A 15,374-nucleotide genomic window follows, 5' to 3' on the forward strand; every position below is an offset into this window, starting at 1 on the left:
CGTTGATCGGGTGTGACGCCTGAGGACTTGGCCGCGGTGCGGTGTGATCTGGAGGATTTCGCGGCGGAGGTTTTCGAGCCGTTCGCGCGGAATGATCAGCGTCGGTGGGGGCGGGTCTACCTGCGTGGGCTGCTGACCGACGGGCAGCGCAAGTCGGTCGAGCCGATGGCCGCCCGGCTGGGCGAGGACGGGAACCGTCAGGCCCTGGCCCACTTCATCACCACCAGTCCGTGGGATCCGGCGCATGTGCGGGCCCGGCTGGCCTGGAGGATGGAAAGGGCGATCCGGCCCACCGTGCTGGTCTTCGACGACACCGGGTTCCTCAAGGACGGCAATGCCTCGGCGTGTGTGTCGCGGCAGTACACCGGCACCGCGGGCAAGGTCACCAACTGCCAGGTGGGCGTCTCCCTGCACATGGCTTCGGATCATGCCTCGGCGGCGGTCGACTGGCGGCTGTTCCTGCCCGAGACCTGGGCGCCCGGGTCGGTGAAGGCGGATCCGGACAAGGTCGCCCGCCGCACCGCCTGCGGTATCCCCGACGACATCGGGCATGTGGAGAAATGGCAGCTGGCCCTGGACATGCTGGATGAGACCCGCTCGTGGGGCATCGAGGTGCCGCTGGCCATTGCGGACGCCGGATACGGCGACGCCGCGGCCTTCCGGCACGGCCTGCAGGCCCGCGGCCTCAACTACGTCGTGGGCATCTCCACCACCCTCTCGGCCCAGCCCGGCCCCGCGGTGCCGGTCGCCGAGCCGTACTCCGGGACCGGGCGCCCGCCGGTGGCGAAGTACCCCGACAAGCCGCAGTCGGTGAAACAGCTGGTCATCGCGGCCGGCCGGAAGGCGGCGAAGCCGGTGCAGTGGCGTGAGGGATCCCGGCCCGGCACGGGCCGCAGCGGCTTCAAGCGGATGTACTCGCGGTTCGTGGCCTTGCGGATCCGGCCTGCCGGACGCGAGGTCCGCCAGACTGTTGACGGACCGGAACTGCCGGAGTGCTGGCTCCTGGCCGAGTGGCCAGCAGGCCAGGCCGAGCCGGTCCAGTTCTGGCTCTCCGACCTGCCCGCCGACACCCCGCTGACCACCCTGGTCCGCCTGGCCAAGCTCCGCTGGCGCATCGAACACGACTACCGCGAGATGAAGCAGGCCCTGGGCCTGGCCCACTTCGAGGGCCGCACCTGGAACGGCTGGCACCACCACGTCACCCTCGTCTCCGTCGCGCACGCCTTCTGCACCCTGCAACGACTGGCCAGAGCCCCAAAAGACACGGCGCTGGCCTGACCCTCTACCGGATCATCCGCGAGCTACAAACCCTTCTCGCGACATGGAACGGCGCCTGCCCCACCTGTCACCGCGACATACCCACCCCAATACGGACCTGACCAAGCACTACTAGGGCGCGGGTCAGGCCAGCAGGCCCAGGTGGACCGGTTCGGGCGGGGTGTCCCTGAGCAGGTCCGACAGGCGGGGCGGCCAGACCGGTTCACCCAGGGTGGCCAGGCGCTGCGCGGAGAGCCACTGCCAGTGGATGCCGGGCTCCTCCAGGACCGGCTCCCGGTGCGGGCCCGTGGTGAGGTAGATGTGCTCGTGCTGGCGCACCGGTACGCCCTGGTGGGTGAAGTCGTGCTCCCAGGTGCACAGCAGGCGCTCCGGCTCCAGGTCGGTCCACCCGGTCTCCTCGCGCAGCTCGCGCCGCACGCACTCCTCGGGGCTCTCGCCGGGGTCGATACCGCCGCCGGGCGGCAGCCAGTGGATGCCCACCTCCACGTTGTCCTCGCGGAAGAGGAACACCGACCCGGTGGGGGACAGGATGACAACGCGCGCCGCGTGACGTGGAGTTCGCCTCATCGATTCAGGGTACGTCGGTGATCGGCGCCGGGGGGCCGGCCCGCCGCTCCCCGTCCGCCCGCAGCCGCCCGCAGCCGACCGCTTCGCGGACACCGCCCGCGCTACTGCCCGCGCCCGCGCCCGCGCCACCGCCGGCGACCGGCGGGCCGCCCGGGCGGCCCGCCGGGCAGGTCCGCCGCCCGGGGCGCGGCGCCGAGCGGGCGTGGACCGCCGTGGCCGTGCCGCCGTGTCCGCTTCCCGGCGGGCCATAGGGCGCGCACATCGTGGACAAACCGGGTCTGAAGGTGCGTTGATGTACGGTCGGGTGAATGAGCAAGCACGCCCGAGCACGCTCCCGCCCCGTCCGTACGAACCGCCGTGCGGCCCGTCGCGTCGTCCTCGCCGCCACGCTCGGCCTGGTGGCCTTCACGGCCGGGTGGGTGTACGTGGCCCAGGATCCGGACCGGGCCGCGGGCGCGGCGGGGGCCACGGCGGACTCCCGTCCGCGGCCCGTGGACCGGGTGGTGCGCGACTCCCCGCGCTCGCCCCTGCAGGGCCTGACCGGTATCAGCGAGCAGACCCGGGCGCGGATCCCCGCCGAGTCCCGTCAGCTCATCCTGGTCACCGGCAGGGCGGCGGACTCCTCCGAGTCCACCGCCGCCCTGTACACCCGCCCCGAGGCCGGGGCGGACTGGGTCAAGGCCGCGAGCTGGCCGGCGCGCAACGGCGCCCGGGGCTGGTCGGCGGAGCGCACGTACGGCGACCTGACCTCGCCCCAGGGCGTCTTCGCGCTCACCGACGCGGGCGGCCTGCTGTCGCCGCCGCCGGGCACGCGGCTGCCGTACGACGAGGACCGGGCCTTCGTGGCCACCGGCCGCGGTGTGAACGGGGAGTCCTTGGTGGGCTCCTTCGACTACGTCGTCGCCATCGACTTCAACCGCCGCCCGGGCCGCTCCCCGCTGGACCCGGTCAAGCCGGACGGCGAGGCCAAGGGCGGCAACATCTGGCTGCACGTGGACCACGACGGCCCCTCCCAGGGGTGCGTCGGCATCCCGAAGGAGGCCATGCGTAGGGTCCTGGAGACCCTGGACCCGGCGGCGAAGCCGGTCATCGTGATGGGTCCGGAAGGCTTCTGACGGGGCGACGGCGCAGCGCCGGCCGTCAGTCGCCGAGATCCAGGACGCCGACCGGCTCGCCCTCCCCGCGCTTGGGGAAGGTGGTGGCGACGATCGCCCCGTCGGGGCGTTCCGGCGGGGGTGGGTCGCGTGTCGGGCGTGTGTCGCGTCCCAGGTCTCGTGGCGCGCGAGGGTCGGTGCGGCGGGCGGGCGGGTCCAGGTCCACGTTGGTGATGCCTGGCAGGGAGGCCAGGTGCTCCGCCGGGCCGGGCCGGGCCTCGTGCCCGTAATCCGCGGACGCCGTGGGTCGGATTCGGTGGGGTGGGGGGCTGCGAGTCGCCTCCCTCTTGCCTGACGATCCGTCAGGTACCACGATGGCCCGGCACCGGCAGGACGAATCGGCAGACGAAGGTGAGGCGGGTCCGCCATGGCGCGCGTGTTTCCGGAAGGTCGGCTGGTCTACGGGATGCAGCTCCCGGTCCAGTCGCAGAGCACCCTCTACGCCGAACCCTGGGAGGCATCGGCCGGAGCCGCCGATCTCGCCGAGATCGCGCGGGCCGCCGACCGGTCCGGCTTCGGCTACCTGGCCACCTGCGACCACGTGGCGATCCCGCGGCGCCTCGCGGGAGCCATGAGTACCGTCTGGTACGACCCGGTGGCCACCCTCTCCTTCCTCGCCGGGGTCACCGAGCGGGTCCGGCTGCTGAGCCACGTGGCGATACTCGGCCTGCGCCACCCGCTGGTCAGCGCCAAGCAGTACGCCACCCTCGACCACCTCTCCGGCGGCCGGCTGATCCTCGGCGTCGGCGCCGGCCATGTGGCGGAGGAGTTCGAGGTCCTCGGCGCGGACTTCGCGCGCCGCGGCGCCGTGCTCGACGAGACCCTCGACGCGCTGCGGGTGGCGCTCGGGCCCGAGGAGTACCCGGAGTTCGAGGGCGGGCGGTTCTCCTTCCGGGATCTCGGGCAGCGGCCCCGGCCCGCGCAGAAGCGGATCCCCGTCTGGGTGGGCGGCTCCTCGCCCGCCGCCGTCCGCCGGGCCGCCGTCCGCGGGGACGGCTGGCTCCCGCAGGGCGACCCGCGCGACCGGCTCCCGGAGCAGATCGCCCGTATCGCACGGCTGCGCGCGGAGGCCGGTGTCACCGGCCCCTTCGAGGTCGGCGCGATCACCGAGGCGCTGTACGTCGGCGAGCCCGGCTGGGACACCGGCCGCCGCACCCTCACCGGCAAGGCGGAGGCCCTCGCGGAGTCCCTGCGCGAGTACGGGGCGCTCGGCGTGGACCAGATCCAGGTCCGTTTCCGCAGCCGCGACCGCGCCGAGCTCGTCGATCAGATCGCCGCCTTCGGGGCCGAAGTGGCCCCGCACCTCAACGACTAGGAGCACGGGCATGGGCAAGCTGGACGGGCGCGTCGTCGTCATCACCGGTGCGGCGCGCGGCCAGGGCGAGCAGGAGGCCCGGCTCTTCGCCGCCGAGGGTGCGAGGGTGCTCCTCGGGGACGTGCTGGACGAGCAGGGCGCGGCCGTGGCCCAGGAGATCGGCGAGGACCGGGCCCGGTACGTGCGGATGGACGTGCGCCGGGAGGAGGACTGGGCGGCGGCCGTCGCCGCCGCGAAGGAGTCCTTCGGTCGGATCGACGGCCTGGTCAACAACGCGGGCATCCTGCGCTTCAACGAGCTGGCCTCGACCCCGCTGGAGGAGTTCCGGCAGGTGGTCGAGGTCAACCAGGTGGGCGCCTTCCTCGGTATCAAGACCGTGGCGCCCGAGATCGAGGCGGCCGGCGGCGGCACCATCGTCAACACTTCCTCCTACACCGGCCTGACGGGCATGGCGTACGTCGGCGCCTATGCCGCGACCAAGGCGGCCGTCTTGGGTCTGACCCGGGTGGCCGCGTTGGAGCTGGCGGGCAGGGGGATCCGGGTCAACGCGATGTGCCCGGGCGCGGTGGACACCCCGATGGCCAATCCCGGCCTGCTGGACCCGGCGAACACCACCGACGAGGCCCGCGAGGCCATGGCGGAGCTCTACCGGCGGGTGGTCCCGATGGGGCGGGTGGGGCAGCCGGAGGAGATCGCCCGGCTGGCGCTCTTCCTGACCGGCGAGGACTCCTCGTACATCACCGGCCAGCCGTTCGTCATCGACGGCGGCTGGATGGCGGGGGTCAGCGTCCTGTAGCCGAGGTCGTCTGATGGGGCGTCAGGTATTGACGCTCCGGGTCCCGCGGTGGAACAGTCGGGGCATCGAATCTGACGCAACGTCAGAAAACAGAGGACGGTGAACCCCTTGGAATTCGGGCTCTTCGTGCAGGGATACGTGCCTGAGGCGCGGTCCAAGGTCGACCCCGAGGCGGAGCACAAGGCGCTGGTCGAGGAGACCGAGTACGTCATCCAGGCCGACAAGTCCGGCTTCAAGTACGCCTGGGCCTCCGAGCACCACTTCCTGGAGGAGTACTCGCACCTGTCGGCGAACGAGGTGTTCCTCGGCTACCTCGCGCACGCCACCGAACGCATCCACCTCGGCTCCGGCATCTTCAACCCGCTCGCCCCGGTGAACCACCCGGTCAAGGTGGCCGAGAAGGTCACCATGCTCGACCACCTCTCCCGGGGCCGCTTCGAGTTCGGCACCGGCCGTGGCGCGGGCAGCCACGAGATCCTCGGCTTCCTGCCCGGTATCGAGGACATGGACGCCACCAAGGAGATCTGGGAGGAGACCATCGCGGAGTTCCCCAAGATGTTCCTCCAGGAGGAGTACGAGGGGTTCCAGGGCAAGCACTGGTCGCTGCCGCCGCGCAAGGTCTTCCCCAAGCCGTACGGCAAGGCCCACCCGGCCATGTGGTACGCCGCCGGGTCGCCCTCCTCCTACGCGATGGCGGCCAGGAAGGGCCTCGGCGTGCTGGGCTTCAGCGTGCAGAAGGTCTCCGACATGGAATGGGTCCTCGACCAGTACAAGACGGCCATCAGGGAGGCGAAGGCGATCGGCGCCTTCGTCAACGACAACGTGATGGTCACTTCCACCGCGATCTGCGCCGAGACCCACGACAAGGCCGTGGAGATCGCCGTCAACGCCACCATGAACCGCTTCCAGTCGCTGGTCTTCCGCTACCACGACACCTTCCCGCGGCCCGAGGCGATCCCCCAGTGGCCCGAGACCCTGCCGGAGTACAACGCGGAGATCATCGAGCTCCTGATTGCCGAGGAGCTCCTCATCTGCGGCGACCCGTCGGAGGTCAGGGCCCAGTGCGAGCGCTGGGAGCAGGCGGGCGCGGACCAGCTCTCCTTCGGCCTGCCGACCGGCGTCTCCTACGAGGACACGATGACCACGATCAAGCTGATCGGCGAGCACGTGATCCCGCACATCGACACCGACCCGGTCCACCGTACGACCCGCTTCCGGCAGTCCGCCTGACCCCTGCGGGGCGCACCAACGGGGACGGCGTCTTCCCGGACCGCCGTCCCGCACCGGGCCCCGGCCGGGCGGCCACCCGCCGGGGCCGTCCCCGGCCCTGCCGGCGTTCGACGCGCGGGCACCGGGGCTCCGGCAGGCCGACCGCACCGCGAACACCGGCAGAAGGGACGTCATGCTCGACCACCTGATCAAGGGCGCGACCGTCGTGGACGGCACCGGCGCCCCCGCCCGCGTCGCCGACCTCGGCATACGCGACGGCCGCATCGCCGTCATCGCCGCGCCCGGCACCGTCACCGAAGGGGCCCGCACCAGCGAGGACGCCACCGGCCTCGTCCTGACCCCCGGCTTCGTCGACCCGCACACGCACTACGACGCCCAGCTCTTCTGGGACCCCTACGCCACGCCCTCCATGAACCACGGCGTCACCACCGTCGCCGGCGGGAACTGCGGCTTCACCCTGGCCCCGCTCAACCCGGCCCGCCCCGAGGACGCCGACTACACCCGCCGCATGATGAGCAAGGTCGAGGGCATGGCCCTCAAGGCCCTTGAGGAGGGCGTCGACTGGACCTGGTCCACCTTCGGCGAATACCTCGACGCCCTGGAGGGCCGGATCGCCGTGAACGCCGGGTTCATGGTCGGGCACTGCGCCCTGCGCCGCCACGTCATGGGCGAGGACGCCGTCGGCGGACAGCCCACCCCCGAGCAGATGCGGCAGATGCTCGACCTCTTCCACGACGCCATGAACGCCGGCGCCTGGGGCCTGTCCACCACCCAGTCCGCCACCCACTCCGACGGCGCGGGCGCGCCCGTCGCCTCCCGCCACGCCCGGCCCGCCGAACTCCTCGCCCTCTCCCGCGCCGTCGCCGAACACGAGGGCACCCAGCTCGAAGCGATCGTCGCCGGCTGCCTCGACCAGTTCTCCGACGAGGAGATCGACCTCTTCGTCGACATGAGCGCCGCCGCCGGACGGCCCCTGAACTGGAACGTCCTCACCATCGACGCCGCCGTCCCCGAACGGGTTCCGCGCCAGCTGATCCCCAGTGAGCGGGCCCGCAAGGCCGGCGGCCGCATCGTCGCACTCACCATGCCGATCCTCACCCCCATGAACATGTCGCTCGGCACCTTCTGCGCACTGAACCTCATCCCCGGCTGGGGCGAGGTCCTCGCCCGGCCCGTCCCCGAACGGATCGCCCGACTCCGCGACCCCGCCGTACGCGCCGAGATGCTGCGCCGCGCCGACAGCAAGGAGGCCGGCGTCTTCCGCCGCCTCGCAGACTTCGGCCGCTATGTCATCGGCGACACCTACAGCAAGGAGAACGAGGGCCTCTCCGGGCGGGTCGTGAACGACATCGCTGCCGAACGCGGCCAGGACCCCTTCCAGTGTCTGGTGGAGATCTGCGCCAACGACGACCTGCGCACCGTGCTCTGGCCGATGCCCACCGACAACGACCCGGCGAGCTGGGCCCTGCGCGCCGAGACCTGGCAGCACGAGGACGTCCTGCTCGGCGGCTCCGACGCCGGAGCCCACCTGGACCGGATGTGCGGCGCCCCGTACACGACCCGCTTCCTCGGCGACTGCCTGCGCGGCCGCAAGCTCGTGCCGCTGGAGGAGGCGGTACGGATGCTCACGGACGACCCGGCCCGGCTGTTCGGGCTGCGCGAGCGCGGCCGGCTCACCGAGGGCTACCACGCCGACCTGGTCCTCTTCGACCCCGAACGGATCGACGCGGGCCCGGCCACCCTCGTCCATGACCTGCCCGGCGACAGCCCCCGCCTCGACGCCCGGGCCGTCGGCATCGTCTCGGTGCGGGTCAACGGCGTGGAGACCGTCCGCGACGACGAGGTGACCGGGGCGGTCCCCGGCATCGTGCTCCGGTCGGGCCGGGACACGAGGACGGTGAGCACCCGATGACCGCTCAACCCCTCTACATCGGCGGCGAGTGGGTGGAGCCGGCCGGCGGGCACTACGAGGTGGTCAACCCGGCCGACGCGTCGGTGGTCGGGCTCGCCCCCGAGGCCTCGCGCGCACAGGTCGCCGACGCGGCCCGCGCCGCAGCCGAGGCCTTCGACAGCTGGTCGCGCACGACACCGCAGGCCCGGGCGGCGATCCTCGACCGCGCGGCCGACATCATGCAGCGGGAGTTCGAGCCGTGGACGGCCCTCGCGCAGGCGGAGACCGGCGCGCCGACCGGGATCGCACGCGGCATGCAGGTCGGCGTCGGCGTCGCCCGCTTCCGCAGGTACGCCAAGGGCGCCCTGGAGCCCGTCGAGAAGGGGCTGCCGCCCCAGGTCACCGAGGCCGGCCCGATGGGGCGGGCGGGCATCCTGGGCGCGCTGGAGGTCCGCCAGCCGGTCGGCGTGGTCACCTGCATCACCTCCTACAACAACCCGTGGGCGAACCCGGCAGGCAAGGTGGCGCCCGCCCTCGCCATGGGCAACACGGTCGTCGTCAAACCGGCCCCGCAGGACCCGCTGTCCGTCTTCCGGATGGCGCAGGCGCTGCACGAGGCCGGGGTCCCGGCGGGCGTCGTCAACGTCGTGTCCGGTCAGTCGGTGGAGGTCGGCGAGGCCGCCGTGGACTCCCCGCACGTGGACATGGTGTCCTTCACCGGCTCCACCGGCGTCGGACAGCGCATCGCGGAGGTCTGCGGCCGCACGATGAAGCGGCAGCTGATGGAACTCGGCGGCAAGGGCGCGGCCGTCGTCATGGACGACGCCGACCTGGACGCGGCGGTGAGGGGCATCGGCACCACCTTCTCCTTCTACTCCGGCCAGATCTGCACCGCCCCGACCCGGGTCATCGTCCACCGGTCGGTGTACGGGCAGCTCATCGAGAAGCTCACCGGATACCTGTCCTTCATGAAGGTCGGCGACCCGGCGGCGGCCGGGACGGTGGTCGGCCCGGTGATCTCGGCGGCGCACCGCGACCGGGTGGAGTCGTACGTCGAGCTGGGGAAGAAGGAGGGGGCGCGGATCGCGTACGGCGGCGAGCGTCCGGTGGTCGGGGACGGGAAGGGCTTCTACGTGGCCCCGACCCTGCTCGTGGACTGCACGAACGACATGCGGGTGGTCCGCGAGGAGATCTTCGGCCCGGTCGTCGTGGTCGTCCCCTTCGACGGCGATGAGGACGAAGCGGTCCGACTGGCCAACGACAGCGACTTCGGCCTGCTCAGCTACGTGTGGTCCGGTGACGCGGCGCGCGCCTTCCGCATTGCGCGGCGGCTGCGCGCGGGCGGGGTCGGCGTGAACACCATCGGCCGCAACATGGAGGCCCCGTTCGGCGGCTTCAAGCGCAGCGGGGTCGGCCGGGACGTCGGCTCGTACGCCCTGCACGCCTACAGCGAGATCCAGTCGATCGTCTGGACGACGTAGCCCGCGGGCCGGATCCGGCCGGGGGCAGGTGGCCCCGGCCGGGCACCGTGTTGCTACAGGTCCTGATCGTCCCCGTCGGCCCACGTGGAGCCGAGGGCCGCAGCGAGTTCGCTGCTGCCCCTCTGGAGCCGGGCGAAGTCCTTCGGGTCGGACCGCTCGATCCGTTGCAGTGCTGCGGCAGCCCGCCGGAGGAGCGGGCTGCCGTCATCGGGCAGCCGCCAGTCGAAGTACAGCCGCAGCGGCCGCCCCTTCACGTCGACGCCGCGCCAGCCGCCCCACACCGCCTCGTCGCCGTCCCGGCGAATCGTCACGTACAGGGCGCCACAGCAGCCCTCCGTGCAGTACGCCTGGGCGAGCCGCACCTCCCGCGGCTGCGGTCCGGCACGCAGGCCGAAGTGGTCGACCAGATACTCCGGGACCTGCCCGTCCGGCTCGATGCCGTGGCGGAACAGGGCGTAGTCGTGGAGGGAGGTCGTCCGGGAGGTGAGCGCCGGGCGCTCTGCGCGGGTGCTCACCGGGCGGGGTGGGACTCGATTCCGTGGGTCATGCCCCGCAGCATGCCGCAGTGATCATCCGGCATCCAGCGAGAAGGCCGCCTCGCCGCGCACACGGCCGTTGACCTGGAGCTGCACCAGGTGCTCACCGGAGTGGTAGCGGCGGGTGGTGATCGGCTTGAAGGAGTGCCGCTTGGTGCCGGCCAGGGTTGCGCCGGGGGCCAGCGGGCGGGTGACGAGCTTGAACACCTTGGGGGTGCGGGTGCCGTTCGCCTTGGTGTGGTGCACGACGTAGTCGATCACCAGCTCGGCCGGGAGCTCGCCGGTGTTCGTGACCGCGTAGTCGAAGACGAGGTACTCCCCGACGGCGACCCGCGGGGTGGTCACCACCGGCCCGTGCACGGTGACCGGTACGTCCGGGGCGTGGCCGAGGAGGGTCAGCGCCTCGGGCCGGCCGGCCTTGATCAGGGTGCGCAGGCCGTGCCGTACGACGCGGTCCGTCGTGGCGGCGGGCTCGGCCAGCCAGCGGGCAGCCGTCTCGACGGCGAGGGCGGGGTGGTCCCGGCCGATGTCGTTGAGGTGGTTGGAGACGGACCGGCGGACGTACTCGGACGCGTCGCGGTGGAGGGCGTCCAGTACCGGCAGGGCCGGGCGGGGGTCGGCGACGAACGCGGGCAGCTGCGGGGCCCACGGGAGCCGGGGCCGGGTGCCCTCGCTGGCGAGGCGCCGTACGTGCGGATCCGGGTCCCCGGTCCACGTCCGTACGACGGCCAGCGCGCGGTCGGGGTCGGCGCGCAGGAAGGGCCGCACCGCGGATTCGGCGGTCAGTCGGGGGGTGAGGTCGTGCAGCAGCTCCAGACCGGGCTCGAACACCTCCAGCCCGCGGACGGCCACCGCCTCGTTGACGGGGAAGGTCATCCACCCCTCGAAGGCGGGCTCGGCGAGGGCCGTGCGCACGACGGCCTCGAAGCCGGGCCAGTCCTCGGGGAGGTCGGCGAGGACCGCGTCGCGGACCGCGGCGACCCGGCCGCTGTACGACAGCCCGTCGAGCGCGGTGGCGCAGGCGGTCAGGGCGGGCGCGGACCCGGCGGCGCCGGCCCGCGCCAGCAGGCCGGCCAGGGTGGTGACGGTGTCCGCGCTGAGGAGCTCATCGGCCGTGGGCATGGGGACAGTCTCGCGGATCGCGCGCCCGGCCGAGGACTCCCCGACGGCTCGTCCGGGGCGGCCCGCCCCGGACCGGCCGGGCCGGTGAGCGGGCCCACGGCAAACCGGTCCGCATCCCGCGTTACCGCTGGTCACCGCAAAGTCACGAGGGAAACTTTGGAAAAGTGCAAATCGGACATGCCTGCGGTTTCCGCATCATGAAAGACCCCAGGTCGGACCTGTTGAATTACGGGGAGATGTTGGAGTGGGCCTTGCATTAAGCGATCGCAAATCGTCCCGGACTCAAGATTCCAAGGCGTAGAAGACTCTTTACATCCGGACTTCGATCATCCACATGTGGAAAACGCACCATCTAACGTCCTGACTCATGACTCAGCTGGACGTTCGGCCTCAGGCCGGAGACACGGTAAGCGGCGTGGCCGGGGGCGTACGCGGCAAGGGACTCGGCGGCAATTCCGTCGGGCTCGTGGGCAACGCCGTCATCGGCGTATCGACGGTCGCCCCCGTCTACTGCCTGACGGCCACCCTCGGTCCCACGGTCAGCGAGGTCGGCGTCCAGATGCCGGCCGTCTTCCTGGCCGGATTCATCCCCATGCTGCTGGTGGCCTTCGCCTACCGCGCCCTGAACAAAGCGGTCCCCGACTGCGGCACCTCCTTCACCTGGTCGGTGAAGGCCTTCGGCCCCCGCGTCGGCTGGATGTGCGGCTGGGGCCTGCTGGTCGCCACGGTCGTCGTGCTCTCCAACCTCGCCGGCGTGGCCACCAACTTCTTCTACCTCCTCGTGGGCGAACTGAGCGGCAGCGCCGACCTCGCCGCGCTGGACGACAACAAGTTCGTCCACATCCTCACCACCCTGGTCTTCATCGCGATCGCCACCGCGATCAGCTACCGCGGTATCACCGCCACCAAGTGGGTCCAGTACATCCTGGTCGGCCTCCAGCTCACGGTGCTGGCGCTGTTCGCCTACCTGGCCATCACCAAGTCCGACGAGGTCGCGGGCTCGCTCGCCTTCTCGTGGTCCTGGATGAATCCCTTCGCCGTCGAGTCGCTCGCCGCCTTCACGGCCGGCCTCTCCCTCTCGATCTTCATCTACTGGGGCTGGGACGCCTGTCTGTCCGTCAACGAGGAGAGCGTCGGCAGCGCCAAGACGCCCGGCCGCGCGGCGATGCTCGCCATGGTCGTCATCGTCTCCTCGTACCTGGTCGTCGCCATCGCCGCCCAGATGTACGCCGGTGTCGGCACCGAGGGCAACGGCCTCGGCAACGAGCAGACCGCGGACAACGTCTTCGCCACCCTCGCCGAGCCGATCATGGGTTCCGGTCTCGGGGTGTTGCTCTTCGTCGCGGTCCTGGCCTCCGCCGCCGCGAGCCTGCAGACCACCTTCATCCCGGTGGCGCGCACGGTCCTGTCGATGAGCACCTACGAAGCCCTGCCGACCTCCTTCGCCAAGGTCCACCCCCGCTTCAAGACCCCGGGCCGCGCCACCGTCATGGCGGGCATCGCCACCGGCGTCTTCTACACGGTGATGACGCTGGTCAGCGAGAACGTCCTGATCGACACGATCTACGCCCTCGGCCTCATGATCTGCTTCTACTACTCGATCACGGCCTTCGCCTGCGTCTGGTTCTTCCGCGCGGACCTGCGCTCCTCGGCCCGCGACCTCCTCGTGAAGGGCATCCTGCCGGGCATCGGCGGCCTCATGCTCGCCGCGGTCTTCTTCCAGACGATGTACGACATGTGGGACCCGGCCTACGGCTCCGGCTCCTCGCTCTTCGGCGTGGGCAGCGTCTTCGTCATCGGAGTGGGCCTGCTCCTCCTGGGCGTGGTCGTCATGCTGATCACCCAGCGCCGCAGCCCGGCCTTCTTCCGCGGCGAGGTCCTGACGAAGTCCACCCCGGCCCTGGTGGTCGAGGACTGACCCCCGCGCCGAACGCACCCGCCGAGTCATCCCCGCGGCCCCGGATCGATTCCCCCGATCCGGGGCCGCCGGCGTTCGCGGCGTTCCCGGCGTTCCCGGCGGCCGGTGCGGCCGGTGCGGCCGAACGGCAGGGGGCGGTGGACCGGCAGGAGCCACTCCAAAGGGGCGGGCCAGGTGGTGACTCCGGGGTGGCGGGGTCGTTGGGCCGGTCATGACTGCCATGAAGCGCACCCTTGCCGCCCTGGTCCTGTCCGGCGGAGCCGCCCTCGCGCTGGTTCCCGGCGCCGCGCACGCCGCCGACGAGCCCTCCGGGGCGGCGCCGCTCGTCGGCCGTGTCGTCGACCTCGCCGACCACCCCGCGCAGACCGTCCAGGACGCCAAGACGGCGGTCGGTGTGACCAAGGGCGCGGTCGGCTCCGCCTCGAAGGCGACCGACAGCTCCCTCGCGGGCGCCGGCACGGCCCTCGACGCCGGGCTGCCGAAGGCCCCGAAGGCCGGCTGAGCCCGGCCCGCGGCCCCGCAGGCGGCGCCGGCCCGATTCAGGCCAGGGGCGAATATCGGCCACATAGGTGCTGAGCTGGGTAAATGCGTTTTCCGGGGCGGGTGGTACGACCTAAGATCGATTCCGCTGACGGCCCCGGACCAGCCGCGCATGCCGCTGCTCGGGGGGAGCGACAGGCTTCGTCGCCGGTCCCGCAGGGCCGCTCAGCCCTTTCCGTCCTACCTACGCTTTCTGCGTGCTCTGCGTGCTCTGCGTGATCGAGAGCGGCCCGTCCGCCTGCGATCAGGCGGACGGGCCGGGGACGTTCTCCGACCTCTCAGGGGCGCCAGCGCGGGGCGTCGTAGCCCGGGTTCGAGGGCTCGGGGAAGTGGAACGGCACGCCGAGGTGGTCGGCCAGCGTGCGGCCCGCCTCGGCGGCGGCCTCGGCCCGGTCGCGGTCCCGGCGGCTGGGGACGGTGGCCAGGTGGTGCTCCCCGGCGGGGTCGTCGGTGATCGCCAGGAGTTTCACGAACCAGTCGTGGACGGTGTCCCCGTCCCAGACCGCCTCGATCGCCGCAACCCGCCCCGGCAGGCCGCTCGTCAGGGCGGACAGGGACTCCAGGTCCAGCGGACTCTCGGGAGTGCGGGCGATCCGGTCGCCGTGGAGGACGTACCGCTCGTGGACCAGCAGCTGGGCCTCGTGCAGACCGACGCCGCGGGCGCGTCCGGCGTCCCACACGAGCTTCACGGCCTGCATCAGGCGGTCCTGGAGGACGTAACCGTCGACCTGGGCGCGGATTCCCGCCGGGAGCGACTCCCAGTGATGCGCGTCCCGCGCCTGCGTGCCCGGCATGTCCGTCCGCTCCCCTCGACAGGTGTCCGGCCGTCAGAATCCCCGGCGGAAGGGCCCGCCGTCGACTGGATTTCACCCCCGACGGGCCGGACGGAATGGCTCCGCGAGCAGCGGGAGTTGCACGGCGCATGACGACCGACATACGTGACGACGCCGAGCGATCGTTCCTCTTCGTCCTCGGCAGCTCCCGCCCGGACGGCAACACCGAGATCCTCGCCCGGGCAGCGGCCGAACAACTGCCCACCGGCATCCCGCAGCGCTGGGTGGACCTCGCGAAGGACCCGCTGCCCGACTTCCAGGACGGCCGGCACGAGGACGGGACCTGGCCGGCGGGCGAGCGCGAGGAGGAGCTGCGCCGGCTCACCCTGGAGGCCACCGACATCGTCATCGCCTCGCCCCTGTACTGGTACACCGTCTCCGCGAACGCCAAGCGCTACCTCGACTACTGGTCGGGCTGGCTGGGAGTACCCGGCATGGACTTCAAGAAGCGGATGGGCGGCCGCACGCTGTGGGGGGTCACGGCGATGTCCGAGGAGGACGAGCTCCGCGCCGACGGGCTGATCACCACCCTCAACCACTCCGCCGCCTACCTGGGCATGCGCTTCGGCGGGGTCCTGCTCGGCAACGGCTCCCGGCCCGGCCAGGTGCGGGGCGACGAGCGCGCGATCACCCGCGCGAAGACCTTCTTCGCGCGCGAGGCCCCGCTCGCCCGGTTCCCCGGCGAGGAGGAGACCGGGGAGCGGTAGCCGCGC

General features: G+C 72.0%; 15 protein-coding genes. 10 read left to right on the forward strand and 5 right to left on the reverse strand.

The window, feature by feature from the left end; genetic code table 11:
- Window positions 1-12: 12 nt before the first annotated feature.
- Window positions 13-1,278, forward strand: a complete 1,266-nt coding sequence (locus AW27_RS19200) for an IS701 family transposase (protein WP_304949835.1) — start codon at window positions 13-15, stop codon at window positions 1,276-1,278.
- Window positions 1,279-1,401: 123 nt separating this feature from the next.
- Here the strand turns inward: AW27_RS19200 and AW27_RS19205 are convergent, their stop codons facing one another.
- Window positions 1,402-1,845 carry an NUDIX hydrolase gene (locus AW27_RS19205; RefSeq protein ID WP_304949887.1) on the reverse strand — a complete coding sequence of 148 codons (444 nt, stop codon included), beginning with the start codon at window positions 1,843-1,845 and terminating at the stop codon, window positions 1,402-1,404.
- Between the two features lie 308 nt (window positions 1,846-2,153).
- Between AW27_RS19205 and AW27_RS19210 the strand changes: the two genes are divergently transcribed.
- Window positions 2,154-2,960, forward strand: coding sequence for a transpeptidase (locus AW27_RS19210; RefSeq protein ID WP_037924944.1), 807 nt, complete (start codon window positions 2,154-2,156; stop codon window positions 2,958-2,960).
- Window positions 2,961-2,985: 25 nt separating this feature from the next.
- Here AW27_RS19210 and AW27_RS19215 read toward each other — a convergent pair whose 3' ends face one another.
- Window positions 2,986-3,165: a hypothetical protein gene (locus AW27_RS19215; RefSeq protein ID WP_052031087.1), complete on the reverse strand. Its 180-nt coding sequence runs from the start codon at window positions 3,163-3,165 to the stop codon at window positions 2,986-2,988.
- A 201-nt stretch (window positions 3,166-3,366) separates the two neighbouring features.
- Here AW27_RS19215 and AW27_RS19220 point away from each other — a divergent pair, with 201 nt between their 5' ends.
- The 5 genes from AW27_RS19220 (at window position 3,367) to AW27_RS19240 (ending at window position 9,712) form a co-directional block, all read left to right on the forward strand.
- Window positions 3,367-4,314, forward strand: coding sequence for an LLM class F420-dependent oxidoreductase (locus AW27_RS19220; RefSeq protein ID WP_172671367.1), 948 nt, complete (start codon window positions 3,367-3,369; stop codon window positions 4,312-4,314).
- Window positions 4,315-4,324: 10 nt separating this feature from the next.
- The gene (locus tag AW27_RS19225; RefSeq protein ID WP_037924946.1) at window positions 4,325-5,110 is read left to right on the forward strand and encodes an SDR family NAD(P)-dependent oxidoreductase; all 786 of its coding nucleotides are present in this window, start codon (window positions 4,325-4,327) and stop codon (window positions 5,108-5,110) included.
- Window positions 5,111-5,218: 108 nt separating this feature from the next.
- Window positions 5,219-6,340, forward strand: coding sequence for an LLM class flavin-dependent oxidoreductase (locus tag AW27_RS19230; protein WP_037924948.1), 1,122 nt, complete (start codon window positions 5,219-5,221; stop codon window positions 6,338-6,340).
- Between the two features lie 172 nt (window positions 6,341-6,512).
- Entirely contained in the window at window positions 6,513-8,252 is a 1,740-nt protein-coding gene (locus tag AW27_RS19235) for an N-acyl-D-amino-acid deacylase family protein (RefSeq protein ID WP_037924950.1), read from the forward strand.
- The gene (locus AW27_RS19240) at window positions 8,249-9,712 is read left to right on the forward strand and encodes an aldehyde dehydrogenase family protein (protein ID WP_037924953.1); all 1,464 of its coding nucleotides are present in this window, start codon (window positions 8,249-8,251) and stop codon (window positions 9,710-9,712) included. The genes AW27_RS19235 and AW27_RS19240 overlap by 4 nt, the downstream gene beginning before the upstream one ends.
- Window positions 9,713-9,765: 53 nt before the next feature.
- Here the strand turns inward: AW27_RS19240 and AW27_RS19245 are convergent, their stop codons facing one another.
- Together AW27_RS19245 and AW27_RS19250 are read right to left on the reverse strand one after the other, a co-directional pair.
- A complete protein-coding gene (locus tag AW27_RS19245; RefSeq protein WP_037924954.1) occupies window positions 9,766-10,227 on the reverse strand; it encodes a hypothetical protein in 462 nt (153 codons plus the stop codon).
- A gap of 54 nt (window positions 10,228-10,281) precedes the next feature.
- Window positions 10,282-11,370: a DNA alkylation repair protein gene (locus AW27_RS19250; RefSeq protein WP_037924957.1), complete on the reverse strand. Its 1,089-nt coding sequence runs from the start codon at window positions 11,368-11,370 to the stop codon at window positions 10,282-10,284.
- 367 nt (window positions 11,371-11,737) lie between these two features.
- Here AW27_RS19250 and AW27_RS19255 point away from each other — a divergent pair, with 367 nt between their 5' ends.
- Window positions 11,738-13,288 carry an APC family permease gene (locus AW27_RS19255; protein WP_037924959.1) on the forward strand — a complete coding sequence of 517 codons (1,551 nt, stop codon included), beginning with the start codon at window positions 11,738-11,740 and terminating at the stop codon, window positions 13,286-13,288.
- Window positions 13,289-13,508: 220 nt separating this feature from the next.
- Window positions 13,509-13,790 (forward strand): hypothetical protein, encoded by a 282-nt coding sequence (locus AW27_RS19260; protein ID WP_236647736.1) that lies wholly within the window; start codon window positions 13,509-13,511, stop codon window positions 13,788-13,790.
- A gap of 316 nt (window positions 13,791-14,106) precedes the next feature.
- Here AW27_RS19260 and AW27_RS19265 read toward each other — a convergent pair whose 3' ends face one another.
- Window positions 14,107-14,622 carry a hypothetical protein gene (locus AW27_RS19265; protein ID WP_052031090.1) on the reverse strand — a complete coding sequence of 172 codons (516 nt, stop codon included), beginning with the start codon at window positions 14,620-14,622 and terminating at the stop codon, window positions 14,107-14,109.
- 128 nt (window positions 14,623-14,750) lie between these two features.
- Between AW27_RS19265 and AW27_RS19270 the strand changes: the two genes are divergently transcribed.
- Entirely contained in the window at window positions 14,751-15,368 is a 618-nt protein-coding gene (locus AW27_RS19270; protein ID WP_037924961.1) for a flavodoxin family protein, read from the forward strand.
- The last annotated feature ends 6 nt before the right edge of the window (window positions 15,369-15,374 follow it).

The sequence above is a fragment of the Streptomyces sp. PCS3-D2 genome (assembly GCF_000612545.2).
GTDB lineage: Bacteria > Actinomycetota > Actinomycetes > Streptomycetales > Streptomycetaceae > Streptomyces.

What these genes read in the sequence shown, in the direction of transcription:
- AW27_RS19205 (WP_304949887.1), bottom strand. Translation starts at nt 1,845, where the DNA reads ATGAGGCGAACTCCACGTCACGCGGCGCGCGTTGTCATCCTGTCCCCC.
- AW27_RS19210 (WP_037924944.1), top strand. Translation starts at nt 2,154, where the DNA reads ATGAGCAAGCACGCCCGAGCACGCTCCCGCCCCGTCCGTACGAACCGC.
- AW27_RS19220 (WP_172671367.1), top strand. Translation starts at nt 3,367, where the DNA reads ATGGCGCGCGTGTTTCCGGAAGGTCGGCTGGTCTACGGGATGCAGCTC.
- AW27_RS19225 (WP_037924946.1), top strand. Translation starts at nt 4,325, where the DNA reads ATGGGCAAGCTGGACGGGCGCGTCGTCGTCATCACCGGTGCGGCGCGC.
- AW27_RS19235 (WP_037924950.1), top strand. Translation starts at nt 6,513, where the DNA reads ATGCTCGACCACCTGATCAAGGGCGCGACCGTCGTGGACGGCACCGGC.
- AW27_RS19240 (WP_037924953.1), top strand. Translation starts at nt 8,249, where the DNA reads ATGACCGCTCAACCCCTCTACATCGGCGGCGAGTGGGTGGAGCCGGCC.
- AW27_RS19250 (WP_037924957.1), bottom strand. Translation starts at nt 11,370, where the DNA reads ATGCCCACGGCCGATGAGCTCCTCAGCGCGGACACCGTCACCACCCTG.
- AW27_RS19255 (WP_037924959.1), top strand. Translation starts at nt 11,738, where the DNA reads ATGACTCAGCTGGACGTTCGGCCTCAGGCCGGAGACACGGTAAGCGGC.
- AW27_RS19260 (WP_236647736.1), top strand. Translation starts at nt 13,509, where the DNA reads ATGAAGCGCACCCTTGCCGCCCTGGTCCTGTCCGGCGGAGCCGCCCTC.
- AW27_RS19265 (WP_052031090.1), bottom strand. Translation starts at nt 14,622, where the DNA reads ATGCCGGGCACGCAGGCGCGGGACGCGCATCACTGGGAGTCGCTCCCG.
- AW27_RS19270 (WP_037924961.1), top strand. Translation starts at nt 14,751, where the DNA reads ATGACGACCGACATACGTGACGACGCCGAGCGATCGTTCCTCTTCGTC.